Origin of the sequence: Rahnella selenatireducens, from assembly GCF_046449555.1 — a bacterium.
Lineage (GTDB): Bacteria > Pseudomonadota > Gammaproteobacteria > Enterobacterales > Enterobacteriaceae > Rahnella > Rahnella selenatireducens.
Genome location: NZ_JBKEZJ010000001.1, coordinates 35,258 through 54,168 on the forward strand (window position 1 = coordinate 35,258; position 18,911 = coordinate 54,168).

Annotated in this window: 17 protein-coding genes; all 17 read right to left on the bottom strand. The window is 51.5% G+C overall.

Translation table 11 applies throughout. The features are described 5' to 3' along the window. Positions 1–13 precede the first annotated feature (13 nt). The gene (locus ACLBVC_RS00170; RefSeq protein ID WP_410147408.1) at positions 14–1,468 is read right to left on the bottom strand and encodes a protein adenylyltransferase SelO; all 1,455 of its coding nucleotides are present in this window, start codon (positions 1,466–1,468) and stop codon (positions 14–16) included. 142 nt (positions 1,469–1,610) lie between these two features. Further along, positions 1,611–2,339, bottom strand: coding sequence for an EAL domain-containing protein (locus ACLBVC_RS00175; protein ID WP_410147409.1), 729 nt, complete (start codon positions 2,337–2,339; stop codon positions 1,611–1,613). A gap of 598 nt (positions 2,340–2,937) precedes the next feature. Further along, complete coding sequence (locus tag ACLBVC_RS00180) at positions 2,938–3,951, bottom strand: lipoate--protein ligase A (protein WP_410147411.1); 1,014 nt, start codon at positions 3,949–3,951, stop codon at positions 2,938–2,940. A gap of 98 nt (positions 3,952–4,049) precedes the next feature. Beyond that, positions 4,050–4,529, bottom strand: coding sequence for an NlpC/P60 family protein (locus ACLBVC_RS00185; protein ID WP_082465713.1), 480 nt, complete (start codon positions 4,527–4,529; stop codon positions 4,050–4,052). Positions 4,530–4,683: 154 nt separating this feature from the next. Beyond that, positions 4,684–5,073, bottom strand: a complete 390-nt coding sequence (gene arnF, locus ACLBVC_RS00190; RefSeq protein ID WP_410147412.1) for a 4-amino-4-deoxy-L-arabinose-phosphoundecaprenol flippase subunit ArnF — start codon at positions 5,071–5,073, stop codon at positions 4,684–4,686. Further along, positions 5,070–5,402, bottom strand: a complete 333-nt coding sequence (gene arnE, locus ACLBVC_RS00195; protein WP_410147413.1) for a 4-amino-4-deoxy-L-arabinose-phosphoundecaprenol flippase subunit ArnE — start codon at positions 5,400–5,402, stop codon at positions 5,070–5,072. The genes arnF and arnE overlap by 4 nt, the downstream gene beginning before the upstream one ends. Next, complete coding sequence (gene arnT / locus ACLBVC_RS00200; protein ID WP_410147414.1) at positions 5,399–7,069, bottom strand: lipid IV(A) 4-amino-4-deoxy-L-arabinosyltransferase; 1,671 nt, start codon at positions 7,067–7,069, stop codon at positions 5,399–5,401. The genes arnE and arnT overlap by 4 nt, the downstream gene beginning before the upstream one ends. After that, positions 7,069–7,968 (bottom strand): 4-deoxy-4-formamido-L-arabinose-phosphoundecaprenol deformylase, encoded by a 900-nt coding sequence (gene arnD / locus ACLBVC_RS00205; RefSeq protein ID WP_410147416.1) that lies wholly within the window; start codon positions 7,966–7,968, stop codon positions 7,069–7,071. The genes arnT and arnD overlap by 1 nt, the downstream gene beginning before the upstream one ends. A 13-nt stretch (positions 7,969–7,981) precedes the next feature. Continuing rightward, complete coding sequence (gene arnA, locus ACLBVC_RS00210; RefSeq protein WP_410147417.1) at positions 7,982–9,964, bottom strand: bifunctional UDP-4-amino-4-deoxy-L-arabinose formyltransferase/UDP-glucuronic acid oxidase ArnA; 1,983 nt, start codon at positions 9,962–9,964, stop codon at positions 7,982–7,984. Then, on the bottom strand, positions 9,964–10,944 hold the full coding sequence (arnC, locus tag ACLBVC_RS00215; protein WP_410147418.1) for an undecaprenyl-phosphate 4-deoxy-4-formamido-L-arabinose transferase: 981 nt from the start codon (positions 10,942–10,944) through the stop codon (positions 9,964–9,966). The genes arnA and arnC overlap by 1 nt, the downstream gene beginning before the upstream one ends. After that, on the bottom strand, positions 10,944–12,086 hold the full coding sequence (gene arnB / locus ACLBVC_RS00220) for a UDP-4-amino-4-deoxy-L-arabinose aminotransferase (RefSeq protein WP_410147419.1): 1,143 nt from the start codon (positions 12,084–12,086) through the stop codon (positions 10,944–10,946). The genes arnC and arnB overlap by 1 nt, the downstream gene beginning before the upstream one ends. Positions 12,087–12,434: 348 nt before the next feature. Then, positions 12,435–13,196 (bottom strand): vitamin B12 ABC transporter ATP-binding protein BtuD, encoded by a 762-nt coding sequence (gene btuD, locus ACLBVC_RS00225; RefSeq protein ID WP_410147421.1) that lies wholly within the window; start codon positions 13,194–13,196, stop codon positions 12,435–12,437. Positions 13,197–13,233: 37 nt separating this feature from the next. Beyond that, complete coding sequence (locus tag ACLBVC_RS00230; RefSeq protein ID WP_410147423.1) at positions 13,234–13,785, bottom strand: glutathione peroxidase; 552 nt, start codon at positions 13,783–13,785, stop codon at positions 13,234–13,236. Between the two features lie 62 nt (positions 13,786–13,847). Further along, positions 13,848–14,855, bottom strand: a complete 1,008-nt coding sequence (gene btuC, locus ACLBVC_RS00235; protein WP_410147424.1) for a vitamin B12 ABC transporter permease BtuC — start codon at positions 14,853–14,855, stop codon at positions 13,848–13,850. A gap of 149 nt (positions 14,856–15,004) precedes the next feature. Next, positions 15,005–15,451, bottom strand: a complete 447-nt coding sequence (locus ACLBVC_RS00240) for a DUF2502 domain-containing protein (RefSeq protein ID WP_410147426.1) — start codon at positions 15,449–15,451, stop codon at positions 15,005–15,007. 765 nt (positions 15,452–16,216) lie between these two features. Continuing rightward, positions 16,217–16,513 (bottom strand): integration host factor subunit alpha, encoded by a 297-nt coding sequence (ihfA, locus tag ACLBVC_RS00245; RefSeq protein ID WP_004089944.1) that lies wholly within the window; start codon positions 16,511–16,513, stop codon positions 16,217–16,219. 4 nt (positions 16,514–16,517) lie between these two features. After that, the gene (gene pheT, locus ACLBVC_RS00250) at positions 16,518–18,905 is read right to left on the bottom strand and encodes a phenylalanine--tRNA ligase subunit beta (protein ID WP_410147428.1); all 2,388 of its coding nucleotides are present in this window, start codon (positions 18,903–18,905) and stop codon (positions 16,518–16,520) included. Between the last annotated feature and the right edge of the window lie 6 nt (positions 18,906–18,911).

The following is an 18,911-nucleotide window of genomic DNA, read 5'->3' on the forward strand; positions in this document are numbered from 1 at the left end:
TTTTAACTGCGCGTTAACTGGAGCAGGAAATCTCCAAATGTTTTCCCCAGTCCGGCGGTAATGCCGCCATGGCATCGTATTGCGGAGCATCGCTGTAAGGCTCGCGTAGCGCCTGATGCAGCAGTGTCAGCACACTGATATCGTCCTTTTCCGCCTTTTCAATCGCCTGTTGCGCCAGGTAATTACGTAATATGATCCGTGGATTACTTTGCTTCATGGCCTGCTGGCGTGTCGCATCGTCGATATTTTCCGTCTGCAAACGCTCGCGATAGGACTGATACCAGCTGTCAAATGCCGCGCGGTCAATGAATTCGTCGCGTAACGGGGATTGCACCTGTTGCTGTTCCACATGGCTGAGCAGCCGGAAAGTCTGTGTGAAATCCCTGCCCTCTTTTGCCATCAGGCTTAGCAATCCGGTCAGCAAATCGTTATCCCGTTTATCTTCCGTGAAAAAGCCCAGCTTGCCTCGCATCAGCGTCCCGTAGGCTTTCATCAGCGCCGGTTCGTAACAATCCAGCGCCGCCTGCAATTGTTCGGTGCTCATCAGGCCGGACAGCGTTTGAGCCAGCCGGTGCAAATTCCAGTACGCCACCGCGGGCTGGTTATCGTAGCTGTAGCGCCCCTGATGGTCGGAGTGATTACAGATGTAGCCCGGCTGGTAGTCGTCCAGAAAACCGTAGGGGCCGAAATCAATGGTCAGGCCGAGAACCGACATGTTATCGGTGTTCATTACGCCGTGCGCAAACCCGATACTTTGCCACTGCGCAATCAGCGCAGCGGTTCGCTGAACCACGTCGGAGAACCATTGCTGATAACGCCGCGCCTCGTCCGGCTCGCTTTCCGGCAAATGCGGCCAGTGATGAGCGATTACGTAATCCGCCAGCTGTTTCACCTGCTCGGCCTGTTTACGGTAATAAAAATGCTCGAAATGGCCGAAGCGGATATGACTTTCAGCCACGCGCATCAGCATTGCACCGCGTTCTGGCTGTTCACGAAATACCGGTTCGTCGCTGGTCACAATCGACAACGCGCGGGTTGTCGGAACCGATAAATGATGAAGTGCTTCGGACGCCAGGAACTCACGGATCACCGAACGCAGCACGGCGCGGCCATCGCCCATGCGTGAATATGGCGTCAGACCCGCGCCCTTCAGGTGCCAGTCAAAGCGTTCTCCGGAAGGCAAAACCTGTTCACCAAGTAAAATTCCGCGCCCATCGCCCAGTTGCCCTGCCCATTGTCCAAACTGATGTCCGCTGTAAACTTGCGCCAGCGGCAACATGCCCGGAAAGAATTTCTCGCCACACCAGAACTCCCGATGCTCAGCTTTAAAGAGCGAGTCATCCAGCCCCAACTGACGGGCCAGCGGTTCGCTGTGGTACAGAAGGCGCGCGCCTTTCAGCGGCGTGGGCTGAAGCACGGTATAAAAACCGGGCAGCTGATCTGCGTAATGGTGTTCGAATTGCGGCATAAATCCCCCTTTTCTTTAGTGTAGGGTGGCATGGCGCGGATTAACACGGAGTAACAGCAGGGAGATTACTAACACAAAACGTAAAAAATCCCGGCGCAGCGTGGGCTGCCCGGGATAATGGCACCGGAACTGAAGTGACCCATTAGTGAAATTGGGCTGGTCTGATAAGCAACTTATCGAGTGCCGCCGGTTCAACCCCCGGCCAGAGTAATCCTTTGACTCCCTGCACGTCAGTTTTACGCAGGGAGTCAAAGTAATCCTGGTTGTCCAGACCATCAACCACAACGTTCCGGCAGAACCGGTTAACATTTCTCAGGAGTGATGGCATCACAATGGAGAAGTGCTCGCCTTCATACAGCTGCCAGAACAGATTTTTATCCAGTTTCACCCACTGAAACAGGTGGTCGAAAACAGGCGCCATAGTGACGTTTCCCGAGCCAAAATTCTCGAGCCACAAGGGAAAGTGTTGTTTCAACGCCATCAGTTGCGAATTTCTCCGACCCTCAGAAAGCTGCGGGAATGATTCGCTCAGGTTCAGATGAATAAACGGGTGCGCCTTAAAGGCATCGCGAAGATTTTCGTCCTCGAGCAATAGCGCAACCTGCTTTTCTTCCACACCGATATTCAAAATTACCTGGTTATCAATAAACCACCGGGCATGTTCATTAGCCCAAATTTGTTGCTCATTAAGAAAACGTTGTAGCTGCTGCGGAGTTAACAGGTTCAGCACCAGCTCTGTTGGCATGATTAACTTGCTGTCTGCACTGGAAAAACGACACAGTAATTCTATCGCGAGCAATTTCCCTTCGATTGAGTAAACCGGCTGGCACAGATAGCTGCTGTTAAAGGCCGTATCGAATTGTATTTTCATTTTTGTCCAAAACATCAACGGCACTGCGAATTGATTAATAACTTTTTTGACTATCAATCAGATCATAAAGATACCGGAGCCCCGAGGCGTAACCGAAATATTAGAGAAATTGATATCAAGAAAGTGCCTATCCGGTTTCAAGGGTCGAGCGCTGATCTCTCGAACGGCAGTGAGATCAAAAGATGTAAGCAACTATGTCCCCTTTTCACCTTCGTTCTGAGGCGTCTTCAGTCAGAAAGGGGCTTTCGGACTAATCTTATCGTCAGTGGTGCAAACGCGCAACTTAGTCTGTGAGCGCTATCAGACATATTTTGACAAAATTTAGATTATCAATTGTGCAATCGCACAATTGATCCTTTCAATAAATATTTTAGTTAATGGTTATAGTGGCTTATGAAATATTCCGCAAACGCCAATGCCGCTCACCAAGCAGCTTTCCGCGCCTCTATCGATTTTTTTAACGTGATAATAAATCTGATGTTATTGCAGAGGTAAATGCTGAATCTGGTTTGAAAAGCGTTGGCTGTGAATTTGAAAGGTCTGCTTGAATCCGGAACCCACTTTTTCCTGACAGAAATGGGTTCCGGGTATTTCGATCTCAGCGAATGCAACGAACCAGCCAGGTTTGCAGTTCATCAAGTTCAGCCTGCATGGCCGGATATTGCGTACTTATTTTCTCGCAGGTCAGCGCAACGTCCTGCGCATGGTAGCGCGTCCCCACCAGCGTATCGGCCAGTGCCAGCAAAGGCGCAGGATTAAGGCTGTCGGTGAAAATTTGCGCACGGCTGATGGTTCCCTTTTCCACATCAAAGTGAATATCTACTCCGCCCCAGACAAAGCGTTCGTTAAGCAAATGGCTGAACGCCGGTGCTTTGCCGAAATTCCATTCCCAACTGCTTTGTTTGGCAAACCGTTCCGGAAAACCGGGAATATCCGGGAAAACGTCAGGAGAGATAATTTCAGGTTCGACGCCCGAGCCATACCATTCGAAAAATGCGGCAGTCACTGCCTGGCAGATTTGCTCGTGGTTAATATCCGGAACAAATTCATTCAGATTCGCCACCCGCGAACGGACAGACGTGATGCCTTTTGCCTGTAGCTTTTTAATATCCGGATTGAGGTAGTTTGCCAGACGGCTCAGGTCAGCATTAAGCAGCAGCGTGCCGTGGTGGAATCCGCGATCGGCCGTTTCACGGTAAGCCGAGCCGGAAATTTTTCTTTCGCCTCCGGCAGTCTGAATAACCAAATCGTTGCGGCCGGATGCGCTGGCATCAACGCCCAGGCTTCTTAACGCTTTAAGAATAATACCGGTCGAGACACTTTTATCGTATTCCGGTTTGCCTGCCATGAACGTAAAACAGGTATTGCCCAGATCGTGGAAGACCGCCCCGCCACCGCTGCTGCGGCGCGCCAGACGAATGCCGTCTTCTTCCATCCTGCGGGTATTACATTCTTTCCACGGATTTTGCGCCTGACCAATAACCACGGTTTCGGCGTTTCGCCATAAGAAAAGAACACGCTGCGTTGTCATCTCACGAAAAATACAGTCTTCCACGGCCAGATTGAACCAGGGATCATAAGAGTCGGAAAGTAAGAGTCTGAGAGGTTTCATTGCATATTCATCCTGAAAAAGTCTGTTCCGATGATAACAGCAAAAATCAGGATGAAATACGCAGCGAAATCAGGGGATAGTTTATTTACTGTCGGGCGTCAGATGCGTCGTGCCTGCCAGTAAACTTTGCGCCAGTAAACATTATCGAGAGAGGAGCGCGTTACGCCCTGGCTGGTCGAGGCGTGAATAAACTGGTCGGCAGTATCATAAATACCTACGTGTAATCCATTTTCGCCGCTGCCGGTTTTAAAGAAAACCAGATCGCCGGGAAGGAGTTCATCGCGGGAAACCTTAGTACCGATTTTGGTTTGATCGGCTGTGGTACGCGGCAGAACGACACCAAACCGGTCTCGATAGGTGCGGAAGACAAAGCCAGAACAGTCGACGCCGCTGGGCTGCAATCCGCCGTAGCGATAAGGCGCACCGTGCCACTGACTGAGCTGATCGTTGAGCTCTGCGACAACAGTAATAGAATCGGCGAAACGTCCGCTTGGAGGTGGTGCGTGGCTGCTACAGCCGTTAAGAATGAGCGCTGCAACAGCCAGCAGGGAATACATGGATACGGATGACCAGCGCATAGTGCATTCCTTCTTGAATTGCATCACGGCAGGGCCAGGCGCGGGAATTTGCGCAGACCGGATAAGTCGCCGTTATCTAAGAACTAATAGAATTTAGCGCTATTTTATCCGTCATCCAATATTTAATAATGTTTTTTATCGTTTAAAGCCGTTTTTAATGGACATCTTTTACCGGTTTGCTGTGAATTAACCAGACCCCGGATAAGATCAGCAGCCCGCCAATCGTTTTGGTTAAGCTGATGCTTTCATTGAACCACGGTAATGTGACCGCCGCGATATACACCAGCGCATAGCTCAAACTCAGTAAGGTATAGGCCCGGTTCAGCGGCAAATAACGTAATGCAAAGAACCAGCAGCCCATCGAAAACGCATACCCGCAAAGCCCCAAAAAGACAGCAATAATTGGTCTTAAATTAATGAAAATAAAAGAAATATTGAGATCAGCCAGTGAAACCCACGGGATCTGCACCATTCCCCATTTCATCAGCAACTGCGCCGCCGTCACCAGCAGAACGCTCGCCCCGCCCCAGAGATACCCTTTCATAAGCTGACACTCATCAGTGCGATACCGGCCATGATCAGCGCCACGCCACACCAGTGGCGGGCGTCAACGTGCTCTCTGAAAAACCAGCGGGCACAGAGCGTGATCAAAACAAAATTCAGGCTGAGCATCGGGTAAGCCAGGCTCAGCGGCAGAAGCTGCAATACGCGCAACCATAACAACATCGCGACGCCGAGCAACAATACAGCCAGCCCGAGCCAGCGTAAGACGCGGGCAAGACCGTCACCCGCGACCTGTGCGGCCTGCTTCTGACAAAGCTGACCGGCACAGGTGATGATGCTTACGGCAAGAACCAGAAGGAATCCGGTCATGGAAGTTTTTTGTAGAACAGCAGCGCCTGACGTTCAATCTGCACCGTCTGGTCAGCCGGTGGGAGTTTGCCGGAGATACCTGCATTTCTATCAAGTCTGAGGATCACAGAAACATTTCCTTCCTGACGTGCTTTTTGTAACCATTCCGGGAAATCCGCGGAATCGACAAATTTTGACTTCGCATCAGGATAACTCAGGCCATATTCCAGCTCACCTTTTTCACCAAACATGATGATGTCGTCGCGCTTCAGAACCCAGGCTAAACCGGTTGCAATACCCACATTATCTGACAGCACAAAACGACTGTCCTGCAACATCGCAATATTTTCGCCGATGAACCCTTGTGGTTGCTTGGAATCCATGACTTTTTGCGGGATCGCTTGCCCGACCAGAAGCGCCAGCACCAGCGGACATGCAGCCGCCCAGTACCAGCGTTTTTTCACGTCAGTCAGGGACATCGCACCGGCCAGCGCCCACACGGCAAAGCACAGAATACCAATCAGCGCACGGGGCAATTCAGCACGGGTGAACACAGCTTTGACATGTAGCGGTAAAATGCCGGAGATCACCAGAACCGCGATCGCCATCAGTACGCCAAAAACGATGTTAATGGTGCCATTGGCTTTCAGCGCCCGTAATTTTCCGGACTGACGTATCTGATCGAGATGATCGGCCATCAGCAAGGCCAGAGGCGCGAAACACGGAAGAATGTATGTCGGCAATTTACCCTTCGCTACGCTGAAGAAAATTAGCGGCATGATTGTCCAGCTCAGCAGGAAGAATAATTCAGGACGCAGTACACGTTTCGTCCAGCCATCACGTAAAGCGCCCGGCAGCAGCCCAAGCCATGGCAAAGCCCCGAGCAACAAGACCGGCACGTAGTACCAGAACGGCGCTTTGTGTTGCGCATTGGATTCGGCAAAACGCTGAATATGTTCAACCCAGAAGAAGTAGCGCCAGAAATCCGGTGCCTCACGAGCAATAGCCAGCACCCATGGCAGACTGAGTACCACCGCAGCAACAATTGCCAGCGGGCCCCAGCCAAACAGGGTTTTGAACCGTTTCTCACGCCAGACAATCGGCAGAACCGCAATCACCGGTAACGCCAGCGCCAGAAAACCTTTGGTCATAAAGCCCATACCGCAGGCCAGCCCCAGCGCAATCCAGCTCAGCGCCTTTTGCCGTGTTCCGGAAACCCGCAGACAGAAATAGCTGGCGACCATCGCGGCGGTCATCCACAACGTGATCATCGGATCCATCACGCTGTACGTACCGATACTGAATACCAGTGTAAAGGAAAGATAAATCAGAGTGGCAATGTACGCCGTCTGGCGGTTACGCCACATCAGATTTGCCAGCCAAAAGACCAGCAAGGCACTCAGCATTGTGCTGAACACTGAACCAAAGCGAACAGCGAAATTGCTGTCACCAAAGAGCATCTGGCTGATGTTGTTAAACCAGTAACCGGCTACCGGTTTTTCAAAATAGCGTAACCCCAGAAGATGTGGCACAACCCAGTCGCCGCGCTGTAACATTTCGCGACTGATCTCGGCATAACGGGTTTCATCGGGCTGCCATAAGAGGCGGGAATTAAGAGGAACAAGGTAAACCAGAGCAAAGAACACCAAAATTAAGGTGCTCCATACGCCTTTAAGGGATTTAGACATCAGGAAAAACCTTCTTGCTGACAGCCTAACCAGCCTTCCCGACCAGGGAAACTGGCACGAACCACTTTGCCTTTTGGCAACGTGCTGAGGTCCGGAGGCAACAAATCGCCCAACGCACAGAACTGAATTCCCTGCGCCGCAGCCCGAATCAATAACTCATCAAACTGAGCAGCCAGTGACATGCCTTCAACTTCTGCATGAATGGTGTAAACCGGCACACCCTGATCCTCAATAATGGCGTTGAGGATAAAATCATTGAAGTTGTTCGCAGTGATTTCGCCTCCCGCCACTTCATCGTAAGTGGGTAACGTCACCGGAATCTGCACCGTGCCCAGCGTGCCGTTTTCCAGCACCGGCAGGAAAGGATATTTCCCACGACAGTCGCTGTTGTAATAAAAATGGAACCGCTCTTTCACCTCAATCACGCGTTCATCGGCGCGCCAGCCAGCAACGGCTGAACATTCCACATCGTGACCGAGGCTTTTTTCCAGCGCATCCAGCCCCAGCTTAATTTGCTGTTCAAGCTGTTGCTCAGACCATTTACCGACTTTTGCCTGCCAGCCCTGATGATCCCAGGCGTGCAAACCGACTTCATGGCCGCGTTTGGCGGTTTCCTTCATCAGATAACCCAGGTCGCGGGCGATGAGTTTTCCCGGCCACGCAGTACCGGCCAGAAGGATATCCCAGCCGTAAAGCGAGGCGGCATTGGAGCGAAGCATCTTCCACAAAAAGCGCGGTTTAAGCAGGCGCCACAAGTGACGCCCCATGTTATCCGGCCCAACGCTGAAGAAGAAACTGGCGGTAATGTTATGTTTCGAGAGGACTTGCAGAAGCTGAGGGACACCCTCGCGGGTGCCACTCCAGGTATCTACATCAATGCGCAGACCCACTTTCTTCATCACAGACACCGTTTCAGGCTTTGTCAGCATCAGGATTGACAGAACGCAGGAAGAAATCCAGCGTGTCAGCGACGGTTTTATCCATGCCGATTTCCGGTTTCCAGTTCAGCAGACGGCGCGCATTTTTGATGCTTGGCGTGCGGTGCTCAACGTCCTGATAGCCTTTGCCGTAATACGTGCTGCTTTCGACCAGATTGAAACCGGCAAAAGGCGGGAACTGTGCGCGCAACGGGTGGGCTTCGAAGCTGCTCAGCAACATTTCGGCCAGTTCACGAATACTCGCTTCATTCGTCGGGTTACCGATGTTGATGATCTGACCATCGCACAGGTTGTCGCGGTTTTCGATAATGCGGAACAGCGCTTCGATACCGTCATTGATATCGGTGAAGCAGCGTTTCTGCTCGCCGCCGTCCACCAGTTTGATTGGTGAACCTTCAACCAGGTTGAGGATCAGCTGAGTGATGGCGCGAGAGCTGCCGATACGTGCCGCATCCAGGTTATCCAGACGTGGTCCCATCCAGTTAAACGGACGGAACAGGGTGAATTTCAAACCTTCTTTCGCACCATAAGCCCAGATTACGCGGTCCAGCAGTTGCTTAGAGACAGAGTAAATCCAGCGCTGTTTGTTGATCGGGCCGACGATCAGACGTGAGTTATCTTCATCAAACTCCTTGTCATCGCACATGCCGTAAACTTCAGACGTGGACGGGAAAATAATGCGTTTTTTGTATTTCACGCAGTCGCGGACAATCTTCAGGTTTTCTTCGAAATCCAGTTCGAATACGCGCAGCGGGTTGCGGGTATATTCGATTGGCGTTGCGATGGCCACCAGCGGCAACACGACGTCACATTTTTTAATGTGATATTCGATCCACTCGGAATGGATGCTGATATCGCCTTCAACAAAGTGGAAGTGCGGGTTATCCATGAAGCGGCTGACCGCGTCAGAGCTGATATCCAGACCGTAAATTTCATAACGATCTTCACGCAGCAGACGCTCGCTCAGGTGGTTACCGATAAAGCCGTTCACACCCAGAATCAGAACGCGGGTACGGCGTTTCATCACGGCCGTTGGCAGCGTAGCGACGCGCATGTCCGGCATAATGCCCAGTTCAAGCGCCAGACGGGAACCCTGTACGTACAGGCCGTTTTCGCTCTGCCCTGCCAGCACTTCCAGCGCGCCTTCGCCACAGGCAATGGTCAGTGGATCAGAAGAAAGCACGGTGCCTGGCTGTTTGTCATGCTGAGTCGCCAGCGGACGCGCACGCCAGATAGTCAGTTTACGCTGACCCAGATAAGAGAACGCCCCCGGATAAGGTTCGGTCACGGCGCGGATCAGATTATTAATTTCTGTCGCGGATTTGTGCCAGTGAATTTCACCGTCAGCCGCGGTGCGACGACCAAAATAGCTCGCCTGCGTTTCGTCTTGTGGTGTCAGGGTGATTTTGCCGGCTTTCATTTCAGGCAGCAGTTTGGTCAGCAACTCTTTCGCCGCTTCACGCACTTTGGCGTGCAGTTTCAGCGCCGTATCATCTGCGGTAATCGCGACTTTTTGCTGGCCAACGATGTCACCCGCATCCGGACGTTTCACCATTTTGTGCAAGGTAACGCCCGTTTCTGTTTCGCCATTCAGCAGCGCCCAGTTCACCGGAGCGCGGCCACGGTAGCGTGGCAAAAGGGAGCCATGCAGGTTGAAGCCACCGCGCGGTGCGAGAGATAAAATCTCTTCACTCAGCATGTTGCGATAGTAGAAAGAGAAAATCACATCAGGCTGCAAGGCATGAATGCGGTCAACCCACAGCGGATGGTTAACATCTTCCGGTGCATAAACAGGCAGATTTAAATCAGCACCCACGCGGGCAACTGAAGAGAAAAACTGATTTTCATTCGGGGCATCAGTATGGGTAAAGACTGCCTGTACGTCGTAGCCTGCATCAACCAAAGCCTGTAAACCAACGCAACCAATATCATGGTAGGCAAATACAATCGCTTTCATCACTCTTCTTCCTGACTGTTTTCTTCGGAACGAACTCCGACGACTTTTTGAACGAAATAACGGGGACGTGCACGAACATCGTTGTAGATACGCCCGATGTATTCACCGAGTAAACCCATACCGACAAACTGCGCACCGATAAACATGAATAACAATGCAAATAGCGTGAACACACCTTCAGCAGCCCATTCAGGGCCATTGATGAGGCGCATTAAAATCAGGAACACGGCCAGCAGGAAACCGAAGATGGCAATCACGCTGCCCACTACGCTGAGCATGCGCAGCGGTGTTGTGGTCAGACAGGTGATCAGGTCATACATCAGGTTGATCAGTTTCATCAGGCTGTATTTGGAATCACCAAATTCGCGCTCGGAATGCTGAACCGGAATTTCTACCGTTTTGCGGGCGAAGGTATTCGCCAGAATAGGAATAAAAGTGCTGCGCTCGTGGCAATGCAACATGGCTTCAATGATGTGACGGCGGTAAGCACGAAGCATACAGCCGTAATCGCCCATCGATTTCCCGGTCGCACGCTGGATCATCATGTTGATCATTTTGGAGGCAGTTTTGCGGAACCAGGAATCACGGCGGTTTGCGCGAACGGTACCGACTACGTCGTAACCTTCATCCGCTTTCGCCACGAGACGCGGAATTTCTTCCGGCGGGTTTTGCAGATCAGCGTCCAGCGTAATCACCAGATCCCCCGTCACATGACTGAAACCAGCCATGATTGCAGAGTGCTGGCCATAATTACGGTTAAGCAGGACCGCAATAATATAGCTGTCCGCTTCTTCCGCGGCGGCGGTGAGCATTTCGGCAGAACGATCCGCACTCCCGTCGTCGACCAGAATAATTTCGTACTGCTGCGTTAATTGTTTACACGCGGCCTGCGTCCGGGACAGCAACGCCGGCAGACTTTCTTCTTCGTTATAGACCGGGATAACTACCGAGACTTTACGAATAGGTTCATATTGCGCCACTACTGCGCCTCCAGAAGGGAAAAAAGAGCCGCGACAACACGGTCAACATCGCTGTCCTGCATATCCGGGAACAGCGGCAGACTGCATAAACGATCGGTATTCCATTCGCTGTTTGGCAAATTCAGGTCAGGATAGCGTTCGCGGTAATATTTTTGAGTATGCGCTGCACGGAAATGCAAACCCGTTCCGATGCCCTGCTCTTTAAGGCGTTCCATCAGCGCATCACGGGTGATCCCGCAGCGTTCTTTATCCACGCGGATCATGAATAAATGCCACGCATGCAGATGCGGATACGCCGGAATGCCCATCGGCAGGAAAGGAGAACCCTGTAATTTATCGAGATAACGCTGCGCCAGTTCGGTACGGCGGGCGTTGATTTCCGTCAGACGCTTAAGCTGCACAACGGCAATGGAAGCGTGAATATCGGAAAGGTTGTATTTGAAACCCGGCTCAATCACTTCAGCCTGCGGTTTGCGACCCTGAACCTGACGGTCAAACGCATCCACGGCCAGACCGTGAAATTTCAGTGCGCGGACTTTATCGGCCAGCGCATCGTCATCGGTCGCAATCAGACCGCCTTCGGCGCAGGTCATGTTCTTGATGGCGTGGAAGGAGAAAATTGCAGTCCCCTGCGCGCCAACCCAACGGTCACGGTAACGCGTGCCTGCAGCGTGCGCGGCATCTTCGATCACCGGAATACCGTGCTCATTTGCCACCGCGTAAATCGGATCGAGATCCAAAGGCGCGCCCGCGTAGTGAACCGGAATAATCGCTTTAGTTTTGGGCGTGATGGCCGCCGCAATGGCTTCTGCACTGACCATCAGGGTATCGGGGTCGACATCAATCATGACAGGTTCTGCGCCAAGCAGAACAATCATATTCAGGGTGGAAACCCAGGTCTGGGAAGGGGTAATCACTTCATCGCCGGGGCCTATGCCCAGCGCCATCAACGTTACGTGCATACCGCCGGTCGCGGAACTGACCGCTATCGCGTGCTTACAACCGAAAGCTGCAGAAAAATCCTGTTCGAGCTGATGAGTCTGCGGCCCGGTGGTGATCCAACCGGAGCGCAAAACCTGCCCCACAGCCTCAATCTCTTCATAACCCATCGACGGGCGGGAGAAAGGCAAAAAGTTTTCCATTACGCTATCCCAAAAGGTAATTAACTCATACCGACTTTAGACCGCATTTATTTAACCGTAAGTAAACGCTGCCCTGAAATTATGACTCTTATGATGTCGGTTTAAGCTTAATTTAACCTTAAGGATTTTCCAGTTTTGTGAAGTTAAACAGAAAGTAAATGGAATAGGAATAAACAAGCAGTAAACAACAAAATCCTTTAATAACATTTAGTTGCATTATTCATTCTTCAATTAAAAAAATGAACTTTATGGAAAAAAAATGACCACTGTATTTTTTATGAACAATATAAGCACGCCGCAAATGTTGAAAAATCAATAATTATATAATTAAAGTGCTATTCATTAAACTCAGATTAATGTCGGTGTTGTCATTATCCAGCGATGCCCTACCAGAGCATGTATCTGAAAGGGAACTTTATATACCGCAGAAAGTGCTTCTGCCTGCATAACCTCCGAACATTCACCTGCGGCGACCACTTCGCCCGCCGACATTAACCAGACCTGATGCGCGTGATGCAAGGTATGGTTCAGATCATGATCGCTGACGATAACGGAACGCCCGGCGGCGCAAAACTCGTCCAGCAGTTGGTCAAGCGCCTGTTGCTGCGCGACATCCAGACTGTTTGCCGGTTCATCGAGAAACAGCAATTGACTGTCGGGATTCACCTCCGGCCAGACCTGCAACAGCACCGCTGCCAGCCTGACACGCTGCCATTCGCCGCCGGAAAGATGCGTCACAGGCCTTGAAAGTTTATCGCTTAGCTGTAAGGCATCACATAACCGGCCAATCGTCTTTTCTAAAAGAACCGGGGAAGCGCCCGCTGGCTGGTGCAACGACAGATACTGATACACCGGCATCAGCGACGCCGGTGTCAGTTGCTGACAAAGCCACGCCCGCAGACGTGCAAGCCGCGGCCCTGAAATCTCCGTCAGTTTGTCTTTACCGATTAAGACCTCACCGCCTGAGCCGGAAATACCTGCCAGCCTGGCCAGCAGAGTACTTTTCCCCGCCCCGTTCGGGCCGATAAGGTGAATCCGCCTGCCGGGTGACACTCGCGCGCTAAACGCACGAAGACGCCCGCTCACACTCACCTCACGACATTCCAGCATCTGCGTTCCCTGCTCTTTTATATTTATCAAAAAAGGATTATTTCGCCAGCGCAGCTTTAGTAGCGTCGGTCAGCAACGGATCTTCCGGCGGCATGTCCGGCGCAAAACGCCCGAGCACGGTGCCGTCACGGCCAATCAGGAATTTTTCGAAATTCCACAGAATATTTTCCGGCTTCACAGGCTCACGCCCCTTGCTGGCCAGACGTTCGTAAAATGCACTGTCTTTCGGTTTAACAGCTTCAGGACGGGCTGCGATCAACGCCGAATATAACGGATGACGATGCTCACCGTTAACGTCAATTTTGCTGAACATCGGGAATTTCACGCCAAAATTCGTGGTACAGAAAGTTTTGATTTCATTTTCTGTACCCGGTTCCTGCGCACCAAACTCGTTGCACGGGAACCCGAGAACTTCAAAACCTTCCGGATGTAATTCCTGATAAAGGCTTTCCAGCCCTTCGTACTGCTTGGTCAGACCACACTGCGATGCGACGTTGACAACAAGAATCACCGAACCTTTGTAAGCACCTAAAGTCGTTGTTTCGCCATCGATAGTTTTGAGGGAGATATCAAAAATAGTGTTACTCATCGTTTAGTCCTGAGTTTTGTGGGTTAGGTAAAGGAAGAGCATAGCCGACCCTCCGGAAAGGATCAGCGGATTTGTCCGTTTCTGACCAGCAGCCAGATAAACACCGGTGCGCCGAGCGTGGCAGTGACGACTCCGACGGGCAGCTCAGCCGCATATAAACCAATACGCGCGATAACATCGGCCAGCAGCAGAACTGCCGCTCCACTCAGGGCGCAGGCCGGCAACAAACGGCGCTGATCGGTGATCCCGCAAAGCCGGAGAATATGTGGAATGACCAGCCCGATAAAACCGATCACCCCGGCCAGCGCCACGCTAATGCCAACCATCCAGCCGACCGAAAGAACCAGAATAAACCGCCAGGCGCGGAGGGATATCCCCAGTTGCTGCGCCTGCAGCGTCCCCAGAGAAAGTAAATTGAGTACTTTACCCTGAAAGATAAGCCACAGGAGAATCGGCAGCAGCATCGCGCCCAGCCAGATCTGATTCCAGTCCACGCCACCAAATCCGCCCATCATCCAGTACATCAGCTGGCGCAGATCGAGGTTGTCGCTGAAATAAATCGCCCACGTCATGAGCGCACTGCACACAATCCCAATCGCTACGCCAACCAGCAGGATCCGCGCATTGGTCAACAGGCGTTTTCGCGCAACATACAAAAGAAAAGCCGTCACAATCATCGCGCCAGAAACGGCCGCGATGCTCATGACCCAGACCGGGATCAATCCGTGACTGAGCATCACACAAAAAACCAGCGCCACGCCCGCACCGTTTGCAACGCCAAGCAAACCGGGTTCTGCCAGCGGGTTTTCAAACAGCGATTGCATCACGGCCCCGGCAACAGCCAGACTTGCGCCGACCAGAATCACCGCAATCGCACGGGGCAGACGCAGCTGCCAGATGAAAAGACGCGCCTCGCTGCTCAGCCATTGATCCGGCCAGAGCCAGCGCTCACCCGCACTTAAGCTGAGTACACCAATCAGCAGCAGCAATACGCTCAACCCGAAGAGCCAGAGACGGTCGCGTGATTTTTGTTGGTGTTCGAGAGCAGAAAAAGTCTGCGGGATAGGCATGAATATCGGATTCCTGAGGCTGAATTCCGGTGGCTGGAATTTTACTATCCTACCGATATTAGGCAGTTAGCTCCACAACAGGGAAGCAGAAATGAAAAAAGCCGGTGACTGAGCACCGGCTTAGGAAGTATTTTTCGTTTACGGGGGGATTAATGCCCCTGATGATCGTCCGGCGGGATCGGCTGACCGTTCCCGTGTTGATCATTATGTTGATCGTCATGACCCTGCTGGCCGTTGCCGCCAGGATGACCGTTGTTGTTGCCACGGTGATCGCCGCCGTTTGGACGGCCCTGATTATGTGGCTGTGGCTGCGGTCTGGCCGGTGGATTCGAGTGCCCGCGCTGTGGCGGTTTGGAATCCCAGCGATCGCCATGCCAGTACATGCCATGCTCATTACGGTCACCGTAATGATGACCCTGATGCTCGTGCCACCACTGCGGCGGACGCCAGTCATAGCCATCCCAGTAGTAGCCGCGCTGATCCTGATCCCCAAGGTGGAGCGTTACGCCAGGGACGTTAACGTCAATAGAAACATTTGCCTGCGCGATCACAGGCAATGCCAGTGCACAACAAAGCAATAAGAGAGATTTTTTCACGATAGTCACGCCTTCTTTATTTTTTATGACGTGTTTTTTATATCAGCAGGGAATAGAAGTGAATATGAGAAATAAACGTATTTTCGGATAACTTGCCGAGCCCTTACAATAAAAATACAAATATATCCTGATTGAAATAACTCAACAGCATGAAAATTATTAACAATTCAAATCTTATTACGACTCTAACAAATCTTAACGTAAGTCTGACAACAACGTTGTTGCGATCTCTTTATACTCGCCTTGTTTATTCAAACAAAGGATGTCTTTTATGCGTCGTATTTTAGCTTTATTTAGCGTAGCTCTGGTCGTCGTCAGCCTCAGTGGCTGTTTATTCCCGCCGTTTTGGGGCCCTGGTGGTGGCGGTCACGGTGGTGGTCATGGCGGCGGTGGCCCTGGTGGACCGCGTATGTTCTACAACCATTAATTTAATGTTCTAATCTGACTCTTATATTTTCAGATCACTCGTCAGGAGAATAAATACGTGCGCATTTTAACCTGAATATACTGAGTTATTTCACTTAAGGGGCTTTGGCCCCTTTTTAATTACCATCATTCACGCATCAATGAATAATTAAATTCCCTCCCGGCCTTGAAATTTAATCTATCAGATTAATCCTGAAGCGCCCACCCCTTTAACACTATCTTTTCACTTCCCGTGCTAATAACTTAAAAGCGTTAAATTCAGTGGTGTTGATACGTGAAGATAGTCACAAAAAAAGAGCAAAAAAAAGGCCGCTTTCGCGGCCTTTTTGATGATTTTACTTATTCTTTCGGAGTGGCATTCTCAACACGACTTTTCAATTTCTGTCCCGGACGGAAAGTCACCACACGACGCGCCGTGATCGGAATATCTTCGCCGGTTTTCGGGTTACGTCCCGGACGTTGGTTTTTGTCACGCAGATCAAAGTTGCCAAAGCCAGACAGTTTTACTTGCTCGCCATTTTCCAAAGCACGACGGACTTCTTCGAAAAATATTTCAACAAGGTCTTTGGCATCCCGCTTGCTCAGCCCGAGCTTTTCAAACAGGTGTTCTGACATTTCAGCTTTAGTAAGCGCCATAGGTTCAATCCCTCAAGGATGCTTGGAATCGCTGTTTTAGAGCCTCTACGCATTTTGCAACGGTAGCGGCGATCTCCTCTTCTTCCAGTGTACGGGCGGTATCCTGCAACACCAGACTGATAGCCAGGCTCTTATAACCCTCAGCTACGCCCTTGCCACGGTACACATCAAACAAGTTTACGCCAACTACCTGATTTGCGCCAACTTTCTTGCACTCTGCCAAAATATCGTCTGCGGGCACGTTTTCAGCCACAACAACAGCGATGTCACGACGGTTCGCCGGGAAGCGGGAAATCTCTTTCGCATCAGGCAGTACGCGGTCTGCGACCTTATTCCATAACAGTTCGAAGACAACAGTACGGCCATTGAGATCGAGTTTACGTTCCAGCTCTGGGTGTACTACACCAATGAAACCAATACGTTCGCCGTGTAAATAAATCGCTGCGCTCTGCCCAGGGTGCAGTGCAGGATTTGCTTCAACCTTGAACTGTACATCGTTCATTTTGCCGGTAAGCTCAAGAATAGCCTCAAGATCACCTTTCAAATCGTAGTAGTCAACTGCCTGACGCGCCAGATCCCAATGCTCTTCATTTTTCGTTCCGGAGATCACACCGGATAGCATGACGTCCTGACGGATACCCAAATCTGCTTGAGTATCAGGCACAAAGCGCAGGCCGCTTTCAAATATGCGCACGCGACTTTGCTGACGATTTTGGTTATTAACTACCGCAGTCAGCAGACCAGACCACAGAGAAAGACGCATTGCAGACATTTCCACTGAAATCGGACTTGGCAAGATCAGTGCGTCTTCGCCCGGATGCAGCAATGCCTGAACTTTAGGATCAACGAAACTGTAAGTAATTGCCTCCTGGAAACCACGGTCAACCAGAAGATTTTTCACACGTTTCAGCGACAGATTAGCTTCACGGTGTTTGGTCATCACCAGGCTGGCTTTCACCGGGACATCGGGGATGTTGTTATAACCGTAGACACGGGCAATTTCTTCCACCAGATCTTCTTCAATTTGCATGTCAAAGCGCCAGCTCGGTGCGACAGCCACCCAATGATCGCCTTTATGCTGAACCTGACAGCCCAGACGGGTCAGAATGTCCGTTACCTGCGCATCTTCAACGTGATGGCCAATCAGGCGATCCAGTTTTTCGCGACGCAGAGTAATGGTTGCGGCTTTTGGCAATTCGGCTTCTGACGTTACGTCGATAATCGGACCCGCTTCGCCACCACAAATGCTCAGCAGTAAGGCGGTTGCGCGTTCGATGGCTTTGAATTGCAGTTGCGGATCAACGCCACGTTCATAACGGTGCGAAGCGTCGGTGTGTAGACCCTGACGGCGCGCGCGGCCAGTGATCGACAGCGGTGCAAAGAATGCGGATTCCAGCAGCACGTCCTGAGTTTCGTCGTTCACACCGGAATGTTCGCCGCCGAAAATACCGGCCATCGCCAGTGCTTTGCCGTGGTCAGCGATCACCAGTGTATCTTCGTTCAGTTTAGCTTCAGTGCCATCAAGAAGAGTCAGCGCTTCATCTTTTTTCGCCATACGCACAACAATTCCGCCGTCGATACGGTTCAGGTCGAAGGCGTGCATTGGCTGGCCGAGTTCAAGCAGCACGTAGTTGGTAATATCGACGACAGCGTCAATTGAACGCGTACCGCAGCGGCGCAGTTTTTCACGCATCCACAACGGCGTAGGCGCCTTAACGTTGATGCCTTTGACTACTCGCCCCAGATAGCGCGGGCAAGCCTGAGGTGCCTGAACATCGATAGAAATAGCCGTATCAATAGTGGCTTTAACCGGATTTATTTCCGGCTCAACCAGCGGGAGCTGGTTAATCACCGCAACGTCACGCGCCACACCCAAGATACCCAGGCAATCCGCACGGTTTGGCGTCACGCTGATTTCAATAGTCGTGTCGTCCAATTTGAGGAATTCACGAATGTCGTTACCGACAGGCGCATCCTGAGGCAATTCGATGATGCCATCGTGATCATCTGAAATCGCCAGCTCAGAGAAAGAGCACAGCATGCCTTCAGACGGTTCGCCACGCAGTTTGGCTGCCTTGATTTTGAAATCACCCGGCAATACCGCGCCCACGGTGGCGACGGCAACTTTAAGGCCCTGACGGCAGTTTGGTGCACCACAAACGATGTCCAGCAGACGATCGCCACCCACATTCACTTTCGTTACACGCAGTTTGTCTGCATTAGGGTGCTGGCCACATTCGACCACTTCACCCACTACGACGCCACTAAATGCGCCTGCAACAGGCTCAACGCCATCGACTTCGAGGCCGGCCATGGTGATTTGGTCTGATAATGCTTCGCTGCTGATGGCTGGGTTTACCCACTCACGCAACCAGAGTTCACTGAATTTCATGTGATA

Bases quoted from the DNA above. Each gene is read 5' to 3' on its own strand.
- ACLBVC_RS00170 (WP_410147408.1), bottom strand. From the start codon at position 1,468: ATGCCGCAATTCGAACACCATTACGCAGATCAGCTGCCCGGTTTTTAT.
- ACLBVC_RS00175 (WP_410147409.1), bottom strand. From the start codon at position 2,339: ATGAAAATACAATTCGATACGGCCTTTAACAGCAGCTATCTGTGCCAG.
- ACLBVC_RS00180 (WP_410147411.1), bottom strand. From the start codon at position 3,951: ATGAAACCTCTCAGACTCTTACTTTCCGACTCTTATGATCCCTGGTTC.
- ACLBVC_RS00185 (WP_082465713.1), bottom strand. From the start codon at position 4,529: ATGCGCTGGTCATCCGTATCCATGTATTCCCTGCTGGCTGTTGCAGCG.
- arnF (WP_410147412.1), bottom strand. From the start codon at position 5,073: ATGAAAGGGTATCTCTGGGGCGGGGCGAGCGTTCTGCTGGTGACGGCG.
- arnE (WP_410147413.1), bottom strand. From the start codon at position 5,402: ATGACCGGATTCCTTCTGGTTCTTGCCGTAAGCATCATCACCTGTGCC.
- arnT (WP_410147414.1), bottom strand. From the start codon at position 7,069: ATGTCTAAATCCCTTAAAGGCGTATGGAGCACCTTAATTTTGGTGTTC.
- arnD (WP_410147416.1), bottom strand. From the start codon at position 7,968: ATGAAGAAAGTGGGTCTGCGCATTGATGTAGATACCTGGAGTGGCACC.
- arnA (WP_410147417.1), bottom strand. From the start codon at position 9,964: ATGAAAGCGATTGTATTTGCCTACCATGATATTGGTTGCGTTGGTTTA.
- arnB (WP_410147419.1), bottom strand. From the start codon at position 12,086: ATGGAAAACTTTTTGCCTTTCTCCCGCCCGTCGATGGGTTATGAAGAG.
- btuD (WP_410147421.1), bottom strand. From the start codon at position 13,196: ATGCTGGAATGTCGTGAGGTGAGTGTGAGCGGGCGTCTTCGTGCGTTT.
- ACLBVC_RS00230 (WP_410147423.1), bottom strand. From the start codon at position 13,785: ATGAGTAACACTATTTTTGATATCTCCCTCAAAACTATCGATGGCGAA.
- btuC (WP_410147424.1), bottom strand. From the start codon at position 14,855: ATGCCTATCCCGCAGACTTTTTCTGCTCTCGAACACCAACAAAAATCA.
- ihfA (WP_004089944.1), bottom strand. From the start codon at position 16,513: ATGGCGCTTACTAAAGCTGAAATGTCAGAACACCTGTTTGAAAAGCTC.
- pheT (WP_410147428.1), bottom strand. From the start codon at position 18,905: ATGAAATTCAGTGAACTCTGGTTGCGTGAGTGGGTAAACCCAGCCATC.